We start from the raw sequence: 18589 nt of genomic DNA on the forward strand, positions 1-18589 counted from the left end.
AAAAAAAGGCCCCGGAGGAGCCTGTCATCTAGCGCATGGGTGGCTGTCGCCGGATGGTTACACCATCCTGCCCATGCGCCTTCCCACCACGATAAGAGCCGTTGCCATTTTCATGGCGGGAAGTGATAGACAGAAAATTTCGCAGCGTCAACGCATGCCGCGATAAAAAACTACCCCGCGCCTTCGGCCCTGAAAATCGATAGGATGAAGGATTTGTTAAAGGATCAACTTTATCCTTTAACGCTACCGCAGGGAGTAGCCTTTGCTCAACAACGACTTGCGCATGTCTGGCAAGGCAGGCGAGCACGATAGACGCGACGGCCATGCGCCGGGAAATCGCTTTCTCGGCCGCGTCGTTGCATGCAGTGGATCGAGAGCCACGATTGCCGCCGTCGCCGTCGAGGGCAACACCGATCTCACCGAACTCTGGTCCGTCGGCCGGCTGATCTCCATCAGCGTCGGCCGCAACCGCGTCGTTGCCCTCGTCTATCAGATGAACACCGGCAGCCATGCCTGGGGCGAAGGCGAGGACAATACTTTCAAGATCGAGACCGAGCTTCTCGGCGAAGTCCGCGTCGACGAGGACGGGCGCGAGGAATTCTCGACCGGTATTTCGCGTTATCCCTATCTCGGCGCCATCGCCCACCGCATTCGTTCTGCCGACCTGATGCGCATCTACGATGCCGGAACGGGCACGACCGCCGTCATCGGCAAGCTTACGCAGGACGAAAGCATCGATGCGGCGATCCACATCCCCTCGATGCTCTCCAAGCATTTCGCCGTCGTCGGCTCGACCGGCGTCGGCAAATCGACGGCCGTCTCTCTGCTGCTGCATAAGGCGATTGCGGCCGACCCGAAGCTGCGCGTGCTGATCCTCGATCCGCACAACGAATTTGCCGCCGCCTTTCCTAAGCACGCTGTCACCATCGATACAGATACGCTCGACCTGCCCTTCTGGCTGATGCGGCTCGAGGAGTTCGCCGAAGTCGTCTTCCGCGGCCGCCCGCCGGTGCCTGAAGAACTGGATATGCTGCGCGACATCATGCCCGAGGCCAAGCGCGCCTTCCGCGGCAGCGATAACTCACTGGTGCGCCGGACGACGGAAAAGAGCTCGATTACCGCCGATACGCCGGTTCCCTATCGCATGGCCGATCTCCTGGCCCTGATCGACGAGCGCATCGGCCGCCTCGAGGGCCGCGCCGAAAAACCCTCCCTGCGTTCGCTGAAGATGCGACTGATCGCTGCAATCAACGATCCACGCTATCACTTCATGTTTTCCAACAACACAATCAGCGACACGATCACCGACACCATCGCGCAGATATTCCGCATTCCCGGAGACAGCAGGCCCATCTGCACCTTCCAGCTTGCCGGCATTCCTTCCGAAGTGGTCAATTCGGTCGCCTCCGTGCTCTGCCGCATGGCCTTCGAGGTGGCACTCTGGAGTGACGGCGCCATCCACATGCTCGTCGTCTGCGAGGAGGCCCACCGCTATATCCCCTCCGATCCAAGCCTCGGCTTCGTGCCGACGCGCCAGGCAATCGCCCGCATCGCCAAGGAAGGCCGAAAATACGGCGTCTCGCTTGGGATCATCACCCAGCGGCCGGGCGAGCTCGACCAGACGATCCTGTCGCAGTGCTCGACGCTGTTTGCCATGCGCCTTGCCAATGACCGCGACCAGGAAATCATCCGCTCGGCCATCCCGAATTCATCGATCTCGACGACGAGCTTCATCTCCTCGATCGGCAATGGCGAGGCGATCGCCTTCGGCGAGGCGATCAGCGTGCCAATGCGCATGCGCTTTTCGCGCGTCGACGAAAACCTGCTGCCGAAGGCTGCCAGCGCCAACAGCAAGCATAGCGAGGAAGATCCGGATACGGTCGATCTGCGCAAGATCGTCACCCGCATGCGGGCGGTGACGGTCGGACCCGATATTTCGAATTTCCAGCAGAGCTTCGGCGCATCGACGGCACCTTCCGACGAGGCGGATGACGCCGACGAGGTTCTCGAGGCCAAGCCCTACGCACCGCCTCCACCGGCCTCGCCACCACCGGTTTCGGCGCCTCTCGAATCCTACCGGCGCGAACTGCTGCCGCAGACGCCGGGGCTGGACCCGGCCGCACCTCCACCCGTCGATCCACGGCTCGATGCGTTGCGCCGCGAGATGCGCCGCGAGGAACCGATCTTTCCGCGACCTGCGCCGCCGACCGACCAGCCAGCCATCACCCGCCGGGAACCCGGCTCGTCGCTGCGCGAAAGCATTCTGAAAAAGCCGCTGAGCAGCCTTTACAACAAGGACTAAAGCGCGTCGCAGCAAATTTGATTCACGCAACGCGCTTTAGCTCTTTGTTTTTATGCATGTCGTTGTCCCGGAACCGCTGCACACGTCCGGGCGACATGCATTAAGACTTCCGCCCGCCCTCCAGAGCGATCAGCGGCTCGACGATCTCGAGCACACGCTGGCGATCCGCTGATTTCAGCGGCAGGAGCGGTCGCGGAAGCTCCGCCCTGGCGAGTGAGAGATGCTCGAGCAGCATATAGACCACGCGGATGCTTCCGAATGCCTTGAAGGTTTGCCATAGCGGCGCGAAGAGCTTATCGAGCCGGCGTGCCCCATCGACGTCGCCGGCCATGGCGGCCTTGGCCAGGCCGAGAGTCGTGCGCGGCAGCAAACCGCCGACGACGCTGTACCAGGCGTCCGCGCCGGAAAGCAGCGCATCGGCCGCGCCCCAATCGCCACTGTAACCGATCGCGAGATCGGTCTTTTCCCGCAGGGCCGCAAGTTCCCCTGGCAAATCGCCGTCAACCGGCAGCGGCATCTTCACCGCCCTGATCGTTTCGATATCGGAGAGGCGCTGGAGAAGCTCGCGGCTGAAGGTGAAATGGGTCGTGCCGGGATTGTTGTAGATGCAGACCGGCAGCTTCGTTGCCTTCGCGACCGCCAGGAAATGCTCATAGGCTTCTTCCTGCGTCAGCGGCGTGTAGGAGACCGGCGCCAGCAGAAGAGCATCCGCACCGGCCGCCTCGGCATCCCGGGCAAGACCCACGGCGTGGTCCGTTCTGAGAGCCCCGGCCCCGACGATGAGAGGAATACGGCCGGCGACGCATTCGACTGCGGCCTTGACGGCGCGCAACCGCTCCTCGCGCGTGAGGTAAGCATAGATCCCGGTGCTGCCGAGTAGCCCGACAGAGGCGACGCCCGCTTCGCACAAGCGTTCCAGAAGGCGGCCGAGGGCTTCGGTGTCGACGCGGCCATCGATATTCGCGGGCGTTGCCGGAAAGGCCGAAAGGCCGTGAAAGGGAGAAGCCGAAGACACGATGTGATCCTGCAGAACCGTCAGTTTGAGAACAGCAGGCGCGATCCGGCGCCCGCGAAGAACACGGCAAGGCTTGCCTCGATCCAGCGGCGCGCCCTGGCATAGCCGCGCACCATCGGCGCCGTCGAGAACAGCAGGGCATAACCGGCGAATATCGATATCCCGAGCAGCACACAGCCGCCGAAAGCCGTGACCGCCATCTCGGGCGAAGCGCCCGGTTTGAGGCCAAGCGACATGATCGCGACCCAGGCCAGAACCGCTTTGGGGTTTCCGAGATGCATCAGTATGCCACGGCGATAGAGCACGCCGAAGTCCGTCGACGGTCGGGCTGGCTCGCCTGCCGGCGAATCCGTGGCAGCGGCCGAGCGAGCCGCCCTCCAGGCGAGCCAGAGGAGGTAAAGCCCGCCCGCGATCTTGAGGAATAACAGGGCATGAGCATAGCGTACGAGCAGTGTCGAAATGCCGGTGACGGCAATCAGACCCCAGCATGTCGACATCGTTATCACGCCGGCGGCAAGCGCCAGGGCCGGTCGGCGCCCTTGGCTCATCGCGACATTCATGATCGCCATGTTGCTTGGCCCCGGGCTTCCTGCTGCGATGACATAGGCGATATAGACGACGAGAAGATCCTGCATTTTCGCTTTCCAGAAGTCGCTGAGGCCTTCCTTCTCTTCTAAAATTGGTTCACCATGAAGCGCCATTTTCAAGAATCTTCATGGACCATTTTGCAATGTCGAAGCGACGGGCCACCATCGAAATTCCGTCTCTCCACGGGATCGACCGAACGGCCCATGTCGGCCGCCGGCTTGCACAGGCCCTGCGGCACGCCATTGCCTGCGGCGAACTGAGGCCGGGCGAGCGCCTTCCTTCGACGCGTAGCCTTGCCGCCTCTTTGAAGATTGCCCGCGGCACCGTCGTCGAAGCCTTCGACCAGTTGACAGCCGAAGGTTATCTCGAGGCGAGAGTGGGCGCGGGAACTCGTGTTGCCACCGCCCTGACGGACATGGCGCCGGCACTTCCGCCGCCACCGCCCGCGCCGGCGTCCGCAGAGGCGGTGGATCTGCCTGCCCCGGCTGCCCGGCTGATATCGATCGCCCGTGCGCTGACCCCTCACCCGCCCGTTCCCTTCGCCATCGCCGTGCCCGCTTCCGGCATTGCGCCCGACGACAATTGGCGCCGTCTCGGCAATCGAATGCGCGCCTCAAGACAGGCCGCACCCTCGGGCTACCACGATCCGATGGGTGTGCTCGAACTGCGCATCGCCATCGCCGACCACGTCCGCCGCGCACGGGCCGTTCATTGCGAACCCGTGCAGGTCATCGTTACGTCAGGCACCCAGCAAGGCCTCTACATGGCTGGCCGGGTTCTTCTGTCGCATGACGACCCGGTATGGGCCGAGGATCCCGCTTATCCCGGCCTGACGGCTGTGCTCGACGATCTCGGCGTTCGGACGCATCGAATCCCGGTCGACGCACAAGGAATGAATGTGGAACGCGGCCTCGAACTCTGCCCGGAAGCGCGCGCCGCATTCGTCACGCCTTCGCACCAATATCCGGTCGGCATGCCGCTCAGCATGGCACGGCGCAACGCTTTGATCGCCTGGGCCGACCAGAACCGAGCCTGGATCGTCGAGGACGACTACGACAGCGAACTGCGTTATGCCGGCCACCCTTTTCCCTCCATGCAGGGGCTGCGTCCGTCGCGCGTCATTTATCTCGGCACCTTCAGCAAGGTGCTCTTTCCGTCGTTGCGTCTGGGTTACGTCATCGCCCCGGCGCCGCTCGCAGAAGCCTTCGCCGGCGCACGCGCCATTCTTGATCGGCATTCGCCGATATCAGAACAGCACGTTCTCGCCGCCTATATCAGGGAAGGCTATTTCGAGGCGCATATCAGGCGCATTCGGGGTCTTTATGCCGAGCGCCGCGCTGTTCTGCTCGCGGCGCTCGAGCGGGTTCTGCCGGAAGGGTGCCATGTTCAGCCGAGCGATCAGGGCATGCACATCGTTCTATGGCTGCCCGAGGAAGCCGACGACGTGCGGCTGGCGGCGCGCGCCCTTTCGGCCGGCCTCGCGGTGCGGGCGATCTCCCCCATGTATGGCGCGCAGCCGGCACGCCCCGGCTTGATGCTGGGTTTCGGCGGTTTTCCGCGGGAGCAACTGCAGGCGGCGGCGGGTGAACTCGCCAAACTGCTGAAGATGCGCAGCGCGTAACCGCAACTGAAGGGGCAGGCTACGCACTATAGGGCCAGCCGCTCCCAGCTCTCGTCCATCTGATTGCGGAACCAGGTCATCTGCCGCTTGGCGTACTGCCGTGTCGCCGCAGCCCCCTTCTCCAGCACCTCCTCGCGCGTCATCTCACCCTTCAGCATCGCCGCGATCTGCGAAACCCCGATCGCCTTCATGACAGGCGCCTCCGCCCGCAAGCCGAGGCCAAGCAGCGTCCTCACCTCGTCTTCGGCGCCCTGCTGCAGCATTTTTTCGAAACGGCCATTGATGCGCTGATGCAGCACCGCCCGGTCCGGCAGAACGACGATCTTTCGTGCCTTCTCGGCGTCGATCAGAACTGGTCCGGACCGCCCCTGAAAATCGGCGATCGACCGTCCCGTCACCTTGATCACCTCCAGCGCCCGGACGATGCGCTGCCCGTCCTGCCGGTTGAGGTTTGCCGACATGGCAGGGTCGATTGCATCAAGCTCGGCATAGAGCTTATCCGGCCCCTCCTCCAGCAGCCGCGTCCTGAGTTCCTCCCGAAGCGCCTCGGGTATCGTGGGCATGTCGGAGAGACCGCCGGTCAATGCCTTGAAATAGAGCCCGGTGCCGCCAACGAAGACCGGCAGTTGCCCGGCGGCTTTCAATGCCGGCAGCAGCGCCGAAACATCGCGCAGCCAGGCGCCAGTGGAATAGGCCGCACCTGCCGGCACGTGGCCGTAGAGATGATGCGGCACGCCTTGCATCTCCTCTTCCGACGGGCGCGCGGTCAGCACCCGCAAAGTGTCGTAAACCTGCATGCTGTCGGCATTGACGACCGCGCCGCCATGGCGCTTTGCCAATTCGATGGCGAGCGCGGACTTGCCGCTGGCGGTCGGCCCGGTTATCAGGATCGCGTTCTCTACGCTCAGAAGGTTTTCCATCATGGCCCTCGTTGCCACGCTTGTTGCCAATCCGTCAAATCCTGTTCTGACCCCTGGTATCGCCGAACAGGCGGCCGAGGCGGTGGAAGCCTCCGGTCTCTACTGGCTAGCCGACGGCGTCGCCTGCGACATCGCGCTTCGTGACGGTACGGATGCGCAGGCGGCCGAAGCCAATATCCTCGCCGTCATCGCCAGCGCGCCGATCGACCTCGTCATCCAGGAGCAGGAGACCCGCCGCAAGAAGCTGCTGATCGCCGACATGGATTCGACGATGATCGGCCAGGAATGCATCGACGAACTTGCTGCCGAAGTCGGCCTGAAGGAGAAGGTCGCCGCCATCACCGCACGCGCCATGAACGGCGAAATCGCCTTCGAGCCCGCTTTGCGTGAGCGTGTCGCTCTGCTGAAAGGCCTGCCGATCTCGGTCGTCGACGAGGTCATCGCCAAGCGTATCACGCTCACCCCGGGCGGCCCGAAGCTGATCGCCACCATGAAGTCGAAAGGCCACTACACCGCCCTCGTCTCCGGCGGCTTCACCGTCTTTACTGGCCCCATCGCCGCCACTCTCGGCTTCGACGAGAACCGCGCCAACACCTTGCTGGAAGATGGCGGCATTCTCTCCGGCTTCGTTGCCGAACCGATCCTCGGCAAGCAGGCGAAAGTCGATGCGCTGAACGAAATATCGGCACGCCTCGGCATTTCGCCGAAGGAGGCGATCGCCGTCGGCGATGGCGCCAACGATCTCGGCATGCTGCAGCTCGCCGGCTCCGGCGTCGCCCTCCACGCCAAACCCACGGTCGCCGCCCAGGCGCAGATGCGCATCAACCACGCTGACCTGACGGCGCTGCTCTATATCCAGGGTTATCGGAAGACGGATTTTGCGACGGGTTGAATGCTCAACTCACCATCACTGGCCGGGTTACCAAATAAAAACCGGTCGATCACAGGCCATTCAGCACTGTCGCATGCGTCGGCATGAGATTTGGCGCGCCGCTTACCCCACTCTCCCTCATCCCTGTGCTCGTCACAGGGATCCAGCGCGCCCAAGTCCTTGGGCGCGGGTGACTCTCTTACCTCTATGAGACTCATTCACCGCGCAGACGCGCGGTGGCTGGATTCCTGTGACAAGCACAGGAATGACGGAGGAGAGGTTGAGCGAGAACAGGAAGGCGCCGCTAGGCGCCGTAGCTCCCCTACTCCATCGGCACCGCCACGAACCGCAGATCCCCATTCGCCGATGCGATCATCAGCTGGGCGTTGCGGCGGCCCTCCTGTTTCAGCGATTTCACCTTGTCGGCGACCGCGCCCGGCGACTTCATGAATTCCTGCGCCACCTCGACGATCACGTCCCCTGGCTTCAACCCCTTTTCGGCCGAGGCGGAGCCGGGCGCCACCTCCGTCACGACGACGCCGTCGACGCTCTCGGCAATGCCGAAAGCCTTGCGTGTCTCGGGGCTCAATAGCGACAGCGACAATCCGAGCACCTCCTTGGGTGTTGCCGCATCCGGCGACACCTGGCCCTGGTGCTGGTCGGGCGCCGGTGCGCCCGGTACGGGCTGCATCTGATCGCCGGTATCCGGCTGGTCCAGGTCGTTGTTCTCGTCCGGATCAGGGGTGATCACGCCGTCCTGCGAGCCATCGGGCGCTGCATCACCGGATGCAGCCTGATCGCTGTCCTCGAGGCGGCCAAGCTTCACCTTGACGGTCTGCTCCTTGCCGTCGCGCAGCACTACGACGTCGACTTCCTTGCCGACCGTGCTTTCCGCCACGACACGCGGCAGATCGCGCATTTCATTGACCGTCTTGCCGTCGAATTTCAAAATCACGTCGCCCGCCTTGATGGAGCCGTCGTCGACGGGGCCGCCCTTGATGACGCCGGCGACCAATGCACCCTTGGCCGTGTCGAGCCCTAGGCTGTCGGCGATATCGTCGGTCACCGGCTGAATGCGAACGCCGAGCCAGCCGCGCCGCGTCTCGCCATATTCGCGCAGCTGCGCGACGACGCCGGAGGCGAGCTCCGACGGCACCGAGAAGCCGATGCCGATCGAGCCGCCGCTCGGCGAAATGATCGCCGTATTGATGCCGATGACTTCACCTTTCATGTTGAAGAGCGGGCCGCCGGAATTGCCCTTGTTGATCGCCGCATCCGTCTGGATGAAATTGTCATAGGGGCCGGCATTGATGTTGCGGCCACGCCCGGAAATGATGCCGACCGTCACCGAGCCGCCGAAGCCGAAGGGATTGCCGATCGCCATCACCCAGTCGCCGATGCGCATCTCGCTGGAATCGCCGAATTTGACCGCTTTCAGCGGCGCCTTCGGCTCGACCTTCAGCACCGAAAGATCGGTCTTCGTATCCGTGCCGATCAGCTTCGCCTTGAGCTTCGAGCCATTGGCGAAATTGACTTCGATGTCGTCAGCGCCCTCGATCACGTGGTTGTTGGTGACGATATAACCGGTCGGGTCGATGACGAAGCCGGAGCCGAGCGAGCTGACATTGTGGTTGGGGCCTCTGCCGTCCTGCTTCTTGTTGAAGAAGTCGTTGAAGAATTCCTGGAATGGCGATCCATCGGGCGCGCGCGGCGCCGGACCGACCCCTTCGTCATCCTTCACATTCTGAGAGGTCGATATGTTGACCACGGCATCGAGCAACCCCTCGGCGAGATCGGCGACGGAAGCCGGTCCGTTGTTTGGCACGACGCCCTGAAGCGGCGGGACCTGCTGCGGTGCCGCGGGTGCGGGTGGTGTCGGCGCCGGAGCAGCCGGAACAGGCGCCGCAACCCCGGGTGCTGCTTTTTCAGGCGTGGTTTGCGCAAAAGCAATCCCGCTCATGCCGGCTTGCGCCAGAATTGCGGCGCTCGCCATAAGCGCGAGCGTTCGTCTGAAGGGCGAGCCAATCGTGGGGGCCATCAAGCTTCCTCATAAGCGGTAAATGCGCACATTGAGCATCAGCATAAGGCGGAATGATGGAGGGCGAAATCACCTTTTCGCGAAATCCCCGTGCAATCTGACGCCTCCTCGCAAAAGCCGGATTGTCTCAATCTGCGCATGCAAAAAGGGCCGGCGCAGGCCGGCCCTTTCAGTGTGCGGACAGCGCGCGGCGTCAGTTCGCCGGCTGGGCGGGGGCTGCGGGCGCAGCCGCGCCGGGAACGGCCGCAGCCGGCGCTCCGGAATTTGCCGGCGGCGTCTGCAGAGCGCCGGCGGCATTGTCGAAATAACGGAAGAATTCCGAATTCGGCGACAGCACCAGCGTCGTGTCCTGCGATGAAAGCGCCGAGGAATAGGCCGCCATCGAACGATAGAATTCGAAGAAGGCGGGGTTCCTGGAAAAGGCGTCGGCGAACACGCGGTTGCGTTCGGCATCGCCCTGACCGCGCAGGATTTCTGCATCGCGCTGGGCATCCGCGGTGATCTCCACCACCTGGCGGTCGGCAATCGCCCGGCGGCGCAGGCCGTCTTCCGTGCCCTGGGCGCGCAAGAGTTCGGCTTCGGCCAGACGCTCGGAGCGCATGCGGTTATAGGTGTTCGGCGCAACATCGGCCGTCAGATCGGTGCGGCGGATGCGCACGTCCTCGATGTTGAGGCCGAGCAGTTCAGCGTCCGGACGCAGATCGTCGCGCACTTCAAGCATCATCGACACGCGCTCGTCGGACAGTGCGGCATCGAATTCCCGCAGACCGTAGACGCGGCGCAATGCCGAATCGAGACGGGTGCGCAACCGTGCTTCGGCCGCGTCGCGGTCACCGGAGACGGTTTCGCGGAAGCGCCGGGCATCGTTGATCGAATAGATCACGAAGGCGTCGACGTCGAAGGTCGCGCCGCCCTTGACCTGCACCTGGATATTGTCGAGGTCGAGGCGCAGCTTCTGCTTTTCGACGAGCTGAACGCGGTCGGCATCCATGAAGCTGAACGGCAGCTTGAAGTAGATGCCGGGCTCGGTCTTGACCGACTGGATTTCGCCGAAGCGCACGACGATCGCCTGTTCGCGGGCGTTGACCACGTAGACCGAGGAATAAAGCCCGACCAGCACGACGGCGAAGATGATGAGAATGACGGGAAGCCTGTTCGAAGTCATGGCTCAACCTCCCTGCTGCGACGGTCTGGAGATCTCGTTGAGCGGCAGATAGGGCACGACCCCCTGCTTCTCCTCGATGATGACCTTCTTGGAATTCTTCAGCACCTGTTCCATCGTTTCCAGGAACAGCCGCTTGCGGGTGACGTCGGGCGCCTTCGAATATTGTTCGTCGATGGCGATGAAGCGCTGCGCCTCGCCCTCCGCTTCCTTGACGACGCGGTCCTTGTAGGCGGCGGCATCTTCGCGGATACGGGCGCCGTCACCGCGTGCCTGACCGAGTTTCTGGTTGGCGTACTGGTTGGCTTCTTCCACCAGGCGCTGCTTGTCCTGATCGGCGCGCTGCACTTCCTGGAAGGCGTCGGCCACTTCACGCGGCGGCGCCACGTCTTCGATCGTCACCTTATTGATCGAAATGCCGGAATTGTAGCGCGACATCGTATCCTGAATGATATTGGCGACCTCGCTGGCGATCTCCAGGCGCCGGTCGCGGAACGCGTCCTGCGCCGGGCGCCGGCCGACCACTTCGCGCATCGCGCTTTCGGAAACCTGTTGCAGCGTCTGCGCCGGGCTTTCGACGTTGAAGAGATAGGCGCGCGCATCGCTGATTTGGTAGAGCACGTTGAAGCGGACGTTGAGGATGTTCTGGTCGCCCGACAGCATCAGCCCGCCGGCCGTATTGCTGCTGCCCTGCGTGCCGCCGACATTCAGCAGTTGCTCGGTGACCTTGACGATCTCGACCGTATCCATCGGCCAGAAATGGAAATGCAGACCCGGCATCGACACCGTTTCCCGCGGCTTGCCGAAGCGCAGCTCGACGCCGCGTTCGTCCGGCTGGACGGTGTAGACGCATTGGATCAGCCAGAAGACGGCGACGATCGCCAAAACAATCACCGCCACGCCGCCGTTGAAACCGCCGGGAACGATGTTGCGCAGCTGGTCCTGGCCGCGCCGGATAATATCTTCCAGATCGGGCGGTCCGCCCTTGCCGCCGCTGCCGCGCGGCCGGTTCGGCCCCTGACCCCATGGTCCCTGATTGTTACCGCCGCCGCCCCAAGGGCCGCCGCCGCCATTCTGATTGCTCCAGGGCATCAAAACCTCGTTGTTCGTTAAGTCTTCCCCGCATCCGGGACCGTGGGGGCTGACCGGCGGATGCGTTGGTGACCGTTATAGGTATCACCGCACCGGCTTTCAACGCAGCGTGAGAAACTTGGTCAATTTAATTGGAAAATAGTTCGTTTTCAGGCGTGACGGCGCTCATAGACGACATAGCGGGTGGGATAGTTGTCCCTTTCGCCGGCCGGCACCGCGATCGTCTCTCCCGCCTGCCAGAGATCGGGATCGATCTCAGGAAACGACGCATCGCCATCGAGATCGGCCTCGACATGGGTGATGCAGAGCCGGTCGGCGAGATTGATCGCCTGGGCGTAGATCTGGCCGCCGCCGATGATGCAGATCTCGTCGGCGGCGGTTTCGCGCGCCAGCCTGTCAGCCGCGTCCATCGCCTCGGGCAGCGAATGCGCCATATTGACATCGGGATGATCGATCGCCGTTTGCCGCGAAATCACCACGTTCGGCCGTCCCGGCAGCGGCTTGCCGATCGAATCATAGGTCTTGCGGCCCATCACGACAGGCTTGCCCAGCGTCAACGCCCTGAAGCGCTTGAGATCGCTCGACAGCCGCCACGGCATGTCGCCGTCGCGGCCGATGGTGCCGTTGCGGGCAACGGCGGCGATGATGGTCCTGCGGATATCGGCCATGAAATGTCCCGGATCAGACGGCGATCGGCGCCTTGATGCTGGCATCGGCCTCGTAGCCGATCAGCTCGAAATCATCGAAGGTGAAGCCGAAAATGTCCTTCACCTCAGGATTGATGCGCATGAAGGGCAGCGGCTTCGGCCGGCGCGTCAGCTGCAGCTTCGCCTGGTCGAAATGGTTGTGGTAGAGATGGGCGTCGCCGAGCGTGTGGACGAAATCGCCGGGTTTGAGCCCGGTCACCTCAGCCACCATCATCGTCAAAAGCGCATAGGAAGCGATATTGAAGGGCACGCCGAGGAAAATGTCGGCCGAGCGCTGGTAGAGCTGGCAGGAGAGCCTGCCGTCGGCCACATAGAACTGGAACAGGCAATGGCAGGGCGGCAGCGCCATGTTGTCGACTTCGGCCGGATTCCAGGCCGAGACGATGTGGCGGCGCGAATTCGGATTGTTGACAATGCCTTTGACCAGATTGGCGATCTGGTCGATATGGCCGCCGTCCGGTGACGGCCAGGAGCGCCATTGGGCACCATAGACCGGGCCGAGGTCGCCGTTCTCATCGGCCCACTCATCCCAGATCGAGACGCCGTTCTCCTTGAGATAGCGGATATTCGTCTCGCCCTTCAGGAACCACAAAAGCTCGTGGATGATCGAGCGCAGATGCAGCTTTTTCGTGGTCAGCACGGGAAAGCCTTCTTCGAGATCGAAGCGCATCTGGTAGCCGAAAACCGAGCGGGTGCCGGTGCCGGTACGGTCACCCCGGTCGGAGCCATTTTCAATCACATGCTTCAGGAGATCGAGATATTGCTGCATGGCGCGCTGATTCCGTTTTCTCCAATTTAAGCCTTCGCTTTCAGGAAACCAATCGCCGGCAGGCATTTTCCAGTCCTTTCTGCCGCCGGAGGTAAAGCTTTTATGACGTTTGCCCTTTCCTTGGGCGAAGGAAATCACTATATCAACCCTGCCGGCTTTCGGGCCGGCTATGGCAATAAATGAGCGGTGTAATAAACCTATTGGACCCGGGGGCGGTACCCGGCGCCTCCACCAAAAACCGGCGGCATTGAAGGCCGGCTTTTGATGGGGGCGAAACAGGATCGACAAGGGTGTAAAGATCGACTTTTTGCTCGGCATTGTACCGCCGTTATCGGGCTAAAATTGTAGTTGCAAACGACAACTATGCGGAAGCTCGTCTCGCTGCTTAATCGCGGTGTGACACTTCAATCAAAGTCCTAGTGGTTCGCACCTCTAGGCGGGGTCCGAAGGCACCTGGCAACAGAAGCCTTCACCTTCTCCCTGCTGACGAAATCATGTATGCTGCGAAAAAACGTGACTCGGCTCCGGTCTTTCCCAAGGCGCCCGGACGTGGCATATAACCTTGTGAAAAGACTTCCGAACCGACGAAAGACAGGAAAAGCATGGGGCAGGATCATATCCGCTACGACATTCTGGCGCAGGATGCACTTCGCGGCGTCATCCGCAAGGTTTTGGCGGAAGTCGCAACAACGGGCCGTCTGCCCGGCGACCATCACTTCTTCATCACCTTCCTGACGGGTGCGGCCGGCGTCCGCATTTCCCAGCACCTGAAGTCGAAATATCCAGAGCAGATGACCATCGTCATCCAGCACCAGTTCTGGGACCTGAAGATCACCGAGACGCATTTCGAAATAGGCCTTTCCTTCTCCGACGTTCCGGAAAAGCTGGTCATTCCGTTCAATGCGATCCGCGGCTTCTACGATCCCTCCGTCAATTTCGAGCTCGAATTCGATGTGCCGCTCGCCGATGGCGAGGAGCTGCCGTCCGGCGAGATCACCGCCTATCCGGTCGATGCCGCAGGAAAGCCTGAGGAAACCGCCGGCGCAAAACCGGCCGACGGCGAAGAGAAGAAACCCGGCTCCGTCGTCTCGCTCGACTCCTTCCGCAAGAAGCAGTGATTTCAAAGGGAGGTTCAGCCTCCCTTTTTTCATAGGGATTCAGCCACACGCATGAGCGCCGAAATCATCAATCTGCGCCAGTTCCGCAAGAAGCAGCTCCGCTCCGAGAAAGAGAAGCAGGCCGAGCAGAACCGCATTTCCTTCGGACGCACCAAGGCCGAAAAGCAGCTCACTCGCAGCCTGAACGAAAAGGCCGACAAGGCTCACAGTGATGGCCGGATCGAGACGGACGATGACGGCGCATGAGGCTTCACGCAAAGCTTGAAAAGCCGAAAACGAATCTGCGATCAGCCACTTGCACGATTTTCTTGAATCGACCTTCGAAGCCGGTTGCGATGTGAACGTCCTTCATGATTCGCAAGCACTCGGCAACACTGCATGGCCATCGCACCAGTTTTTCGCTGGAAGATGAATTCTGGGCCGAACTGAAGACGATCGCGGCTGGCCGCTCGATGTCGCTGGCCGCGCTGATTTCCGAGATCGACGACCACCGCCAGCCAGACAGCAACCTGTCGTCGGCGCTGCGGCTCCATGTGCTTTCCTGGGCGAAGGCCGGCGGTAGCCGCCAGCCATGATGCCGCGATTGCCCATCAAAATCTGCGTCGATTTCCGATAAGACCCACGGACCTTCCAAGCGCCTTCATTGCGCCTGAACGTCCGGCAGCTGATCGAAGTTGAGCTGACCGGGCTGCACCTGCCCGCTGCGCCGCGCCGCTTCCGCGGCCGCCCTCGCCTGCGCATCGGCCTTGTCCCTGGCTTCCGCCGCGCGCGCAGCCTCCGCCTCGGCGGCCGCCTGCTGCGCCGCCGCTGCCTGTGCCAGCGCGCGCAGCCGCTCTTCCTCCGCCTGCCGCTGCCGCTCGATCTCGGCGGCCCTGACGCGCTCGGCGGCATTGAAGCGGTAGAGCGCGGTCTCGCGACGCAGCCGCTGCTTTTCGAGCACGATCGCCTGCAGCCGCTCGACGCGCCGCCGTTCGCGCTCGAAGGCGCGCAGCGAGAGGTAGCTAGTGATATCGGTCACATCCATCGTCTTGCCGGGAGACGGCAGCATGCCGGAGAAATTTAGCCTCAGCGCCGGTTCTGCGCCGGGAAGCGCCTCCGTGCCCGGATTGAGACCGATGCCGACCGTTGCGCTGATGCGCTCTTCCGGCAACGCGATCTGTGCGTCGGCGGTGACGCGGGCCAGATCATTGGCGACGGTGACATTCTGTACCCTCAGCGTCCCGTCGGTAATGTTGAAGGGAACTCCAAGCGGCGGCAGCTTCGCTTCGCCGTTGTTAAGCAGCGTCTCGACGATCGGATGTACCTTGCCGGCATTGATCTGTTCCTGCATCGTGTCGGTCGCGGCAAGCAGCGGCGGAAGGATGGCAAGGTTCAACCCGCGTATGCTGGTATCGCCGAGCCTCAGCTCCCCCGAACCATTGAGCGAGCTGGCAATCTCACCGATCGTCTTGCCCGAGGCCTCCATCGACAGCGACAGGTCGAACTTGCCATTGGCGATCGGCGCACCGTCACGCAGCCAGACGACGCCGGCAAGATCGGAATCGGCAAGCGCAAGCTTCGTCTGCAGGAAGCCGGTGCCGTCGGCATTGGTGAAGAGCAGGTTGCCGGAGAGCTTGCCGCCGTCCCAGTTGCCGGCCATGTCGTTGAGCTGCAGTTCGTCGCCCTTATAGGCGACGTTGCTGGTAAAATCGGACACCGCCGTTTCCGGCAGGCCCGGCCAGAACTGCTTGGCCGAAAGCTTCACCTTGACGTCGACATCCTTGAAGACGGGCAGGCCGAGCGGGGCCTTCGTCAAAGCGCCATTGGCGGGATCGACGATCTGGCCGAACACTGCCTCGCCAAGCCAGCCGGCGTCGGCTTTGGAGATCGTCAGCGCGCCGCTCGCCGTCGGCTTCGCAGCCTTCCGGTCGAAGCTCAGCGCTCCTGAAAACTCGTTGTCGGCCGCATGCCCCTTTATATCGGATAAGGCGATCTTGTCGCTGTCGACGGCGGCATTGACCTGCAGGCCGAACGGCAATCCCGTCCCGGTCTGCGGTAGGGCGATGCCGTTCATGATGAGATAGGGGTCGATATCGGCGCTATCGAGCGAAATCGCGATCTGACCATTCATGAAACTCTCCGGCCGGACATCGACCTTGCCGTTGGCGGTAAACGAAGTCCGGTCGGTGGCAAAGGTCAGCGCCGCATCGGCGGGATCATTGCCCGATGCCTTCACCTTGAGCGTCAGGCGGCCGTTGGCACCGACTTCGACCGGCAGCGGGTCGAGCCCGGCCTGGCCGAAGAGGATCGACGGCACGGCGTTTTCGAGCGTCGCCTCGAGGCTCGTCGTGCCGTTGCCGGTCAGCGCCAGCAGATCGGACATGCGATAGTCGAGATTGACACGGCTGCCGTTCGCCACACCGGCCAATGTCACCGTCAGCGCATCGCCTTCGTCGCCGCCGAGCGTCAGCGCTCCGCGCAATGCCGTATTGCCGTACCAGCCGGCATTGCGCACCAGCCGGTCGAGCACCGGGTGGTGCGGCAGATGCTCGCGCAGCATGGTGAAGAAGCCGCCGGGATCGGCCGATTTGAAGGTGATCTCACCCGCACCCTTGTAGTCGAGCAGCGAGCCTTCCGCCCGGCCCGTCGCCGTCAGCTCGGCGCCCGCGAGGTTCTTGACCGACAACCGGTCGACCGCAAGCGCCCCGTCAGCGATCGTGAAGGTGGTCTCGACATTCTCGGCGTCGACGCCGAAAGCGGTGAACTTGTCGGCCTTGAGCTGGGCGGCGATCTTGTGATCGAGGACATTGTCGCCGGCGTCCTGCCCGGTCGCGAGGCCGGCCAGCGCCTGCAGCGCGTCGAGATCAAGCGTGTCGCCATTCAACGCCACAGACAGGGTCGGCGTCTGGCCGGAAACCGCCTGCCGCTCCAGCCGGCCTTTCAGCGTCGCCGATCCCATGGCGATTTCGAGGTTTTCGAAACGCTGCAATTCATGGGTGAGGCTGACATTGGCGGAAAAACCCGCCTGCCGCAATTGCCGGATGGCCGGGTCGACCGAGCCGGCAAGCCAGGAGGCAAGCCCTGTTGGCTGGTTCGAGGCCACCACGATCTGACCGTTGAACGAGGGCTCGCCCTGAAGCAGGAGCTTGCCCTTGCCTTCCACCTGGGTGCGTCCCGGCAGCGTGCCGATGGCGCTGTTGATCATCCAGCCCGTTCCGGCCGGCTCCAGCTCCAGTTGCACATCGCGCAATGTCGTGTCGCCGGCGACGATCGCCGGCAACTTGACGCTTGCCTTGCCCGGCACTTGCGGGATCGGCACCTGTGCGACGATATCAATCAGCGAATTCAATCGCTGCCGCGCCGAAACCGCAGGATCCCGCGTCGTCTTGCCGGCCGCGCCTTCATTGCCGATGCGGTTGACATCGATTTGCTGGCCGTCAGCGGTCAGCAGGAATTCCGGCGCGTTGCCGGTGTCGAGCGTCGCCTCGCCTGTTATGACATAGGGGTCGTCGGTCGGGCCGATCTCCATCCGGTATTCAGGGATGCGGATGCGTTCGTTGGTGAGTTCGAAGCGACCCTTGACCCGCGGCGGCTGCTCATTCTTGTTGGCCGACTTGGCGCTGTTGCGGTTTTCGATCGCTGCTGAAAGCTGGCCCTGGTAATTCGGCTTGCGATCGACGAGCTTCAGCTCGCCATCGAGATCGACGCTGACCGGCTGCTTGTCCGGGGAAAGTTTCGTGCGCATGCGCAGCACGCCTTTCTCGTCCGGCTGGCTGCTCGAGATCGAGAAATTCCCGTGTTCGCCGTCGAGCGCCGCATCGCCCTCGATGCGCCAGGGGCCGGCGAGCGACTTGGCCGACATCTCCGCATTCAGGCCGGTGATGCGGCGGCCCCGGCCCGACTGGTCGTCGATGAACTCGACCTCGCCGCCGCTGACATGCACATTTTCAAGGACGACCGTCTTTGCCGGAATTTCGGCGCGGCTGCCGCGCATCCAATCGAGTGTGCCGTCCTTGAGCAATCTCAGACGCACCTTCGGATTGACGACCCGCATATCGAAGATCAGCGCCTCGCCCGACAGGAAAGGCGCGAGCTCCGCATCCATGGAGAACTGCTCGACCCTGACGATCGGCGTGCCGTCGGCTTCCTGGCCGACGCGCACGTCATGCAGCGTGACCGACGGAAACGGCAACAGGCGGGCATCCACCGTGCCGTGGACGGTAACTTTCTTGCCGATGATGCGGCTTGCCTGATCCTCAAAGTTCTTGCGGAAATCCGTCCAGTCGATGAACAGCGGCGCAAGCAGCGCCACAAACAGCGCTACGACGATCACTCCCCCCAGAAAGACGAGGAACCGGCCTAACAATGCAAGGATTCTCCATTCGGGATTCTGTTGCCGACACTAGC

15 protein-coding genes and 1 other RNA gene are annotated in these 18589 nt (G+C 62.7%); 7 read left to right on the forward strand and 9 right to left on the reverse strand.

Going from position 1 to position 18589, the window contains the following annotated elements:
• Positions 1–262 precede the first annotated feature (262 nt).
• A complete protein-coding gene (locus N2597_RS13085; RefSeq protein WP_183597265.1) occupies positions 263–2302 on the forward strand; it encodes an ATP-binding protein in 2040 nt (679 codons plus the stop codon).
• A gap of 100 nt (positions 2303–2402) precedes the next feature.
• On the opposite strand, the gene N2597_RS13090 is transcribed toward N2597_RS13085, so the two are convergent.
• Positions 2403–3317 (reverse strand): dihydrodipicolinate synthase family protein, encoded by a 915-nt coding sequence (locus tag N2597_RS13090; protein ID WP_183597263.1) that lies wholly within the window; start codon positions 3315–3317, stop codon positions 2403–2405.
• 20 nt (positions 3318–3337) lie between these two features.
• A complete protein-coding gene (locus tag N2597_RS13095; protein WP_183597261.1) occupies positions 3338–3952 on the reverse strand; it encodes a LysE family translocator in 615 nt (204 codons plus the stop codon).
• Between the two features lie 95 nt (positions 3953–4047).
• On the opposite strand from N2597_RS13095, the gene pdxR reads away from it, so the two are divergent.
• On the forward strand, positions 4048–5526 hold the full coding sequence (pdxR, locus tag N2597_RS13100; protein ID WP_183597259.1) for a MocR-like pyridoxine biosynthesis transcription factor PdxR: 1479 nt from the start codon (positions 4048–4050) through the stop codon (positions 5524–5526).
• Between the two features lie 26 nt (positions 5527–5552).
• Here pdxR and miaA read toward each other — a convergent pair whose 3' ends face one another.
• Positions 5553–6449 (reverse strand): tRNA (adenosine(37)-N6)-dimethylallyltransferase MiaA, encoded by an 897-nt coding sequence (gene miaA / locus N2597_RS13105; protein WP_183597257.1) that lies wholly within the window; start codon positions 6447–6449, stop codon positions 5553–5555.
• On the opposite strand from miaA, the gene serB reads away from it, so the two are divergent.
• Positions 6448–7338, forward strand: a complete 891-nt coding sequence (serB, locus tag N2597_RS13110) for a phosphoserine phosphatase SerB (RefSeq protein ID WP_183597255.1) — start codon at positions 6448–6450, stop codon at positions 7336–7338. The two genes, miaA and serB, sit on opposite strands and share 2 nt — an antisense overlap.
• A gap of 301 nt (positions 7339–7639) precedes the next feature.
• Here the strand turns inward: serB and N2597_RS13115 are convergent, their stop codons facing one another.
• The 5 genes from N2597_RS13115 to N2597_RS13135 all read right to left on the reverse strand — a co-directional run bounded on the left by N2597_RS13115 (position 7640) and on the right by N2597_RS13135 (position 13085).
• Positions 7640–9355, reverse strand: coding sequence for a DegQ family serine endoprotease (locus N2597_RS13115; protein WP_077992982.1), 1716 nt, complete (start codon positions 9353–9355; stop codon positions 7640–7642).
• A 193-nt stretch (positions 9356–9548) separates the two neighbouring features.
• Complete coding sequence (gene hflC / locus N2597_RS13120; RefSeq protein WP_183597253.1) at positions 9549–10520, reverse strand: protease modulator HflC; 972 nt, start codon at positions 10518–10520, stop codon at positions 9549–9551.
• A 3-nt stretch (positions 10521–10523) separates the two neighbouring features.
• On the reverse strand, positions 10524–11609 hold the full coding sequence (hflK, locus tag N2597_RS13125; protein WP_183597251.1) for an FtsH protease activity modulator HflK: 1086 nt from the start codon (positions 11607–11609) through the stop codon (positions 10524–10526).
• Between the two features lie 149 nt (positions 11610–11758).
• The gene (locus tag N2597_RS13130; protein ID WP_183597249.1) at positions 11759–12277 is read right to left on the reverse strand and encodes a dihydrofolate reductase; all 519 of its coding nucleotides are present in this window, start codon (positions 12275–12277) and stop codon (positions 11759–11761) included.
• A gap of 13 nt (positions 12278–12290) precedes the next feature.
• On the reverse strand, positions 12291–13085 hold the full coding sequence (locus N2597_RS13135; RefSeq protein WP_183597247.1) for a thymidylate synthase: 795 nt from the start codon (positions 13083–13085) through the stop codon (positions 12291–12293).
• 111 nt (positions 13086–13196) lie between these two features.
• Here N2597_RS13135 and ssrA point away from each other — a divergent pair.
• The 4 genes from ssrA (at position 13197) to N2597_RS13155 (ending at position 14778) form a co-directional block, all read left to right on the forward strand.
• Positions 13197–13559: a transfer-messenger RNA gene (gene ssrA / locus N2597_RS13140) on the forward strand.
• A 128-nt stretch (positions 13560–13687) separates the two neighbouring features.
• Complete coding sequence (locus tag N2597_RS13145) at positions 13688–14203, forward strand: SspB family protein (RefSeq protein WP_183597245.1); 516 nt, start codon at positions 13688–13690, stop codon at positions 14201–14203.
• Positions 14204–14254: 51 nt separating this feature from the next.
• Positions 14255–14449 carry a DUF4169 family protein gene (locus N2597_RS13150; RefSeq protein ID WP_183597243.1) on the forward strand — a complete coding sequence of 65 codons (195 nt, stop codon included), beginning with the start codon at positions 14255–14257 and terminating at the stop codon, positions 14447–14449.
• A 104-nt stretch (positions 14450–14553) separates the two neighbouring features.
• On the forward strand, positions 14554–14778 hold the full coding sequence (locus N2597_RS13155; protein ID WP_009996656.1) for a ribbon-helix-helix domain-containing protein: 225 nt from the start codon (positions 14554–14556) through the stop codon (positions 14776–14778).
• A 65-nt stretch (positions 14779–14843) separates the two neighbouring features.
• On the opposite strand, the gene N2597_RS13160 is transcribed toward N2597_RS13155, so the two are convergent.
• The gene (locus N2597_RS13160) at positions 14844–18548 is read right to left on the reverse strand and encodes an AsmA family protein (protein WP_077992985.1); all 3705 of its coding nucleotides are present in this window, start codon (positions 18546–18548) and stop codon (positions 14844–14846) included.
• Positions 18549–18589: the final 41 nt, after the last annotated feature.

This window comes from Rhizobium sophoriradicis (genome assembly GCF_025200795.1).
In the GTDB taxonomy this organism is placed as follows: Bacteria; Pseudomonadota; Alphaproteobacteria; order Rhizobiales; family Rhizobiaceae; genus Rhizobium; species Rhizobium sophoriradicis.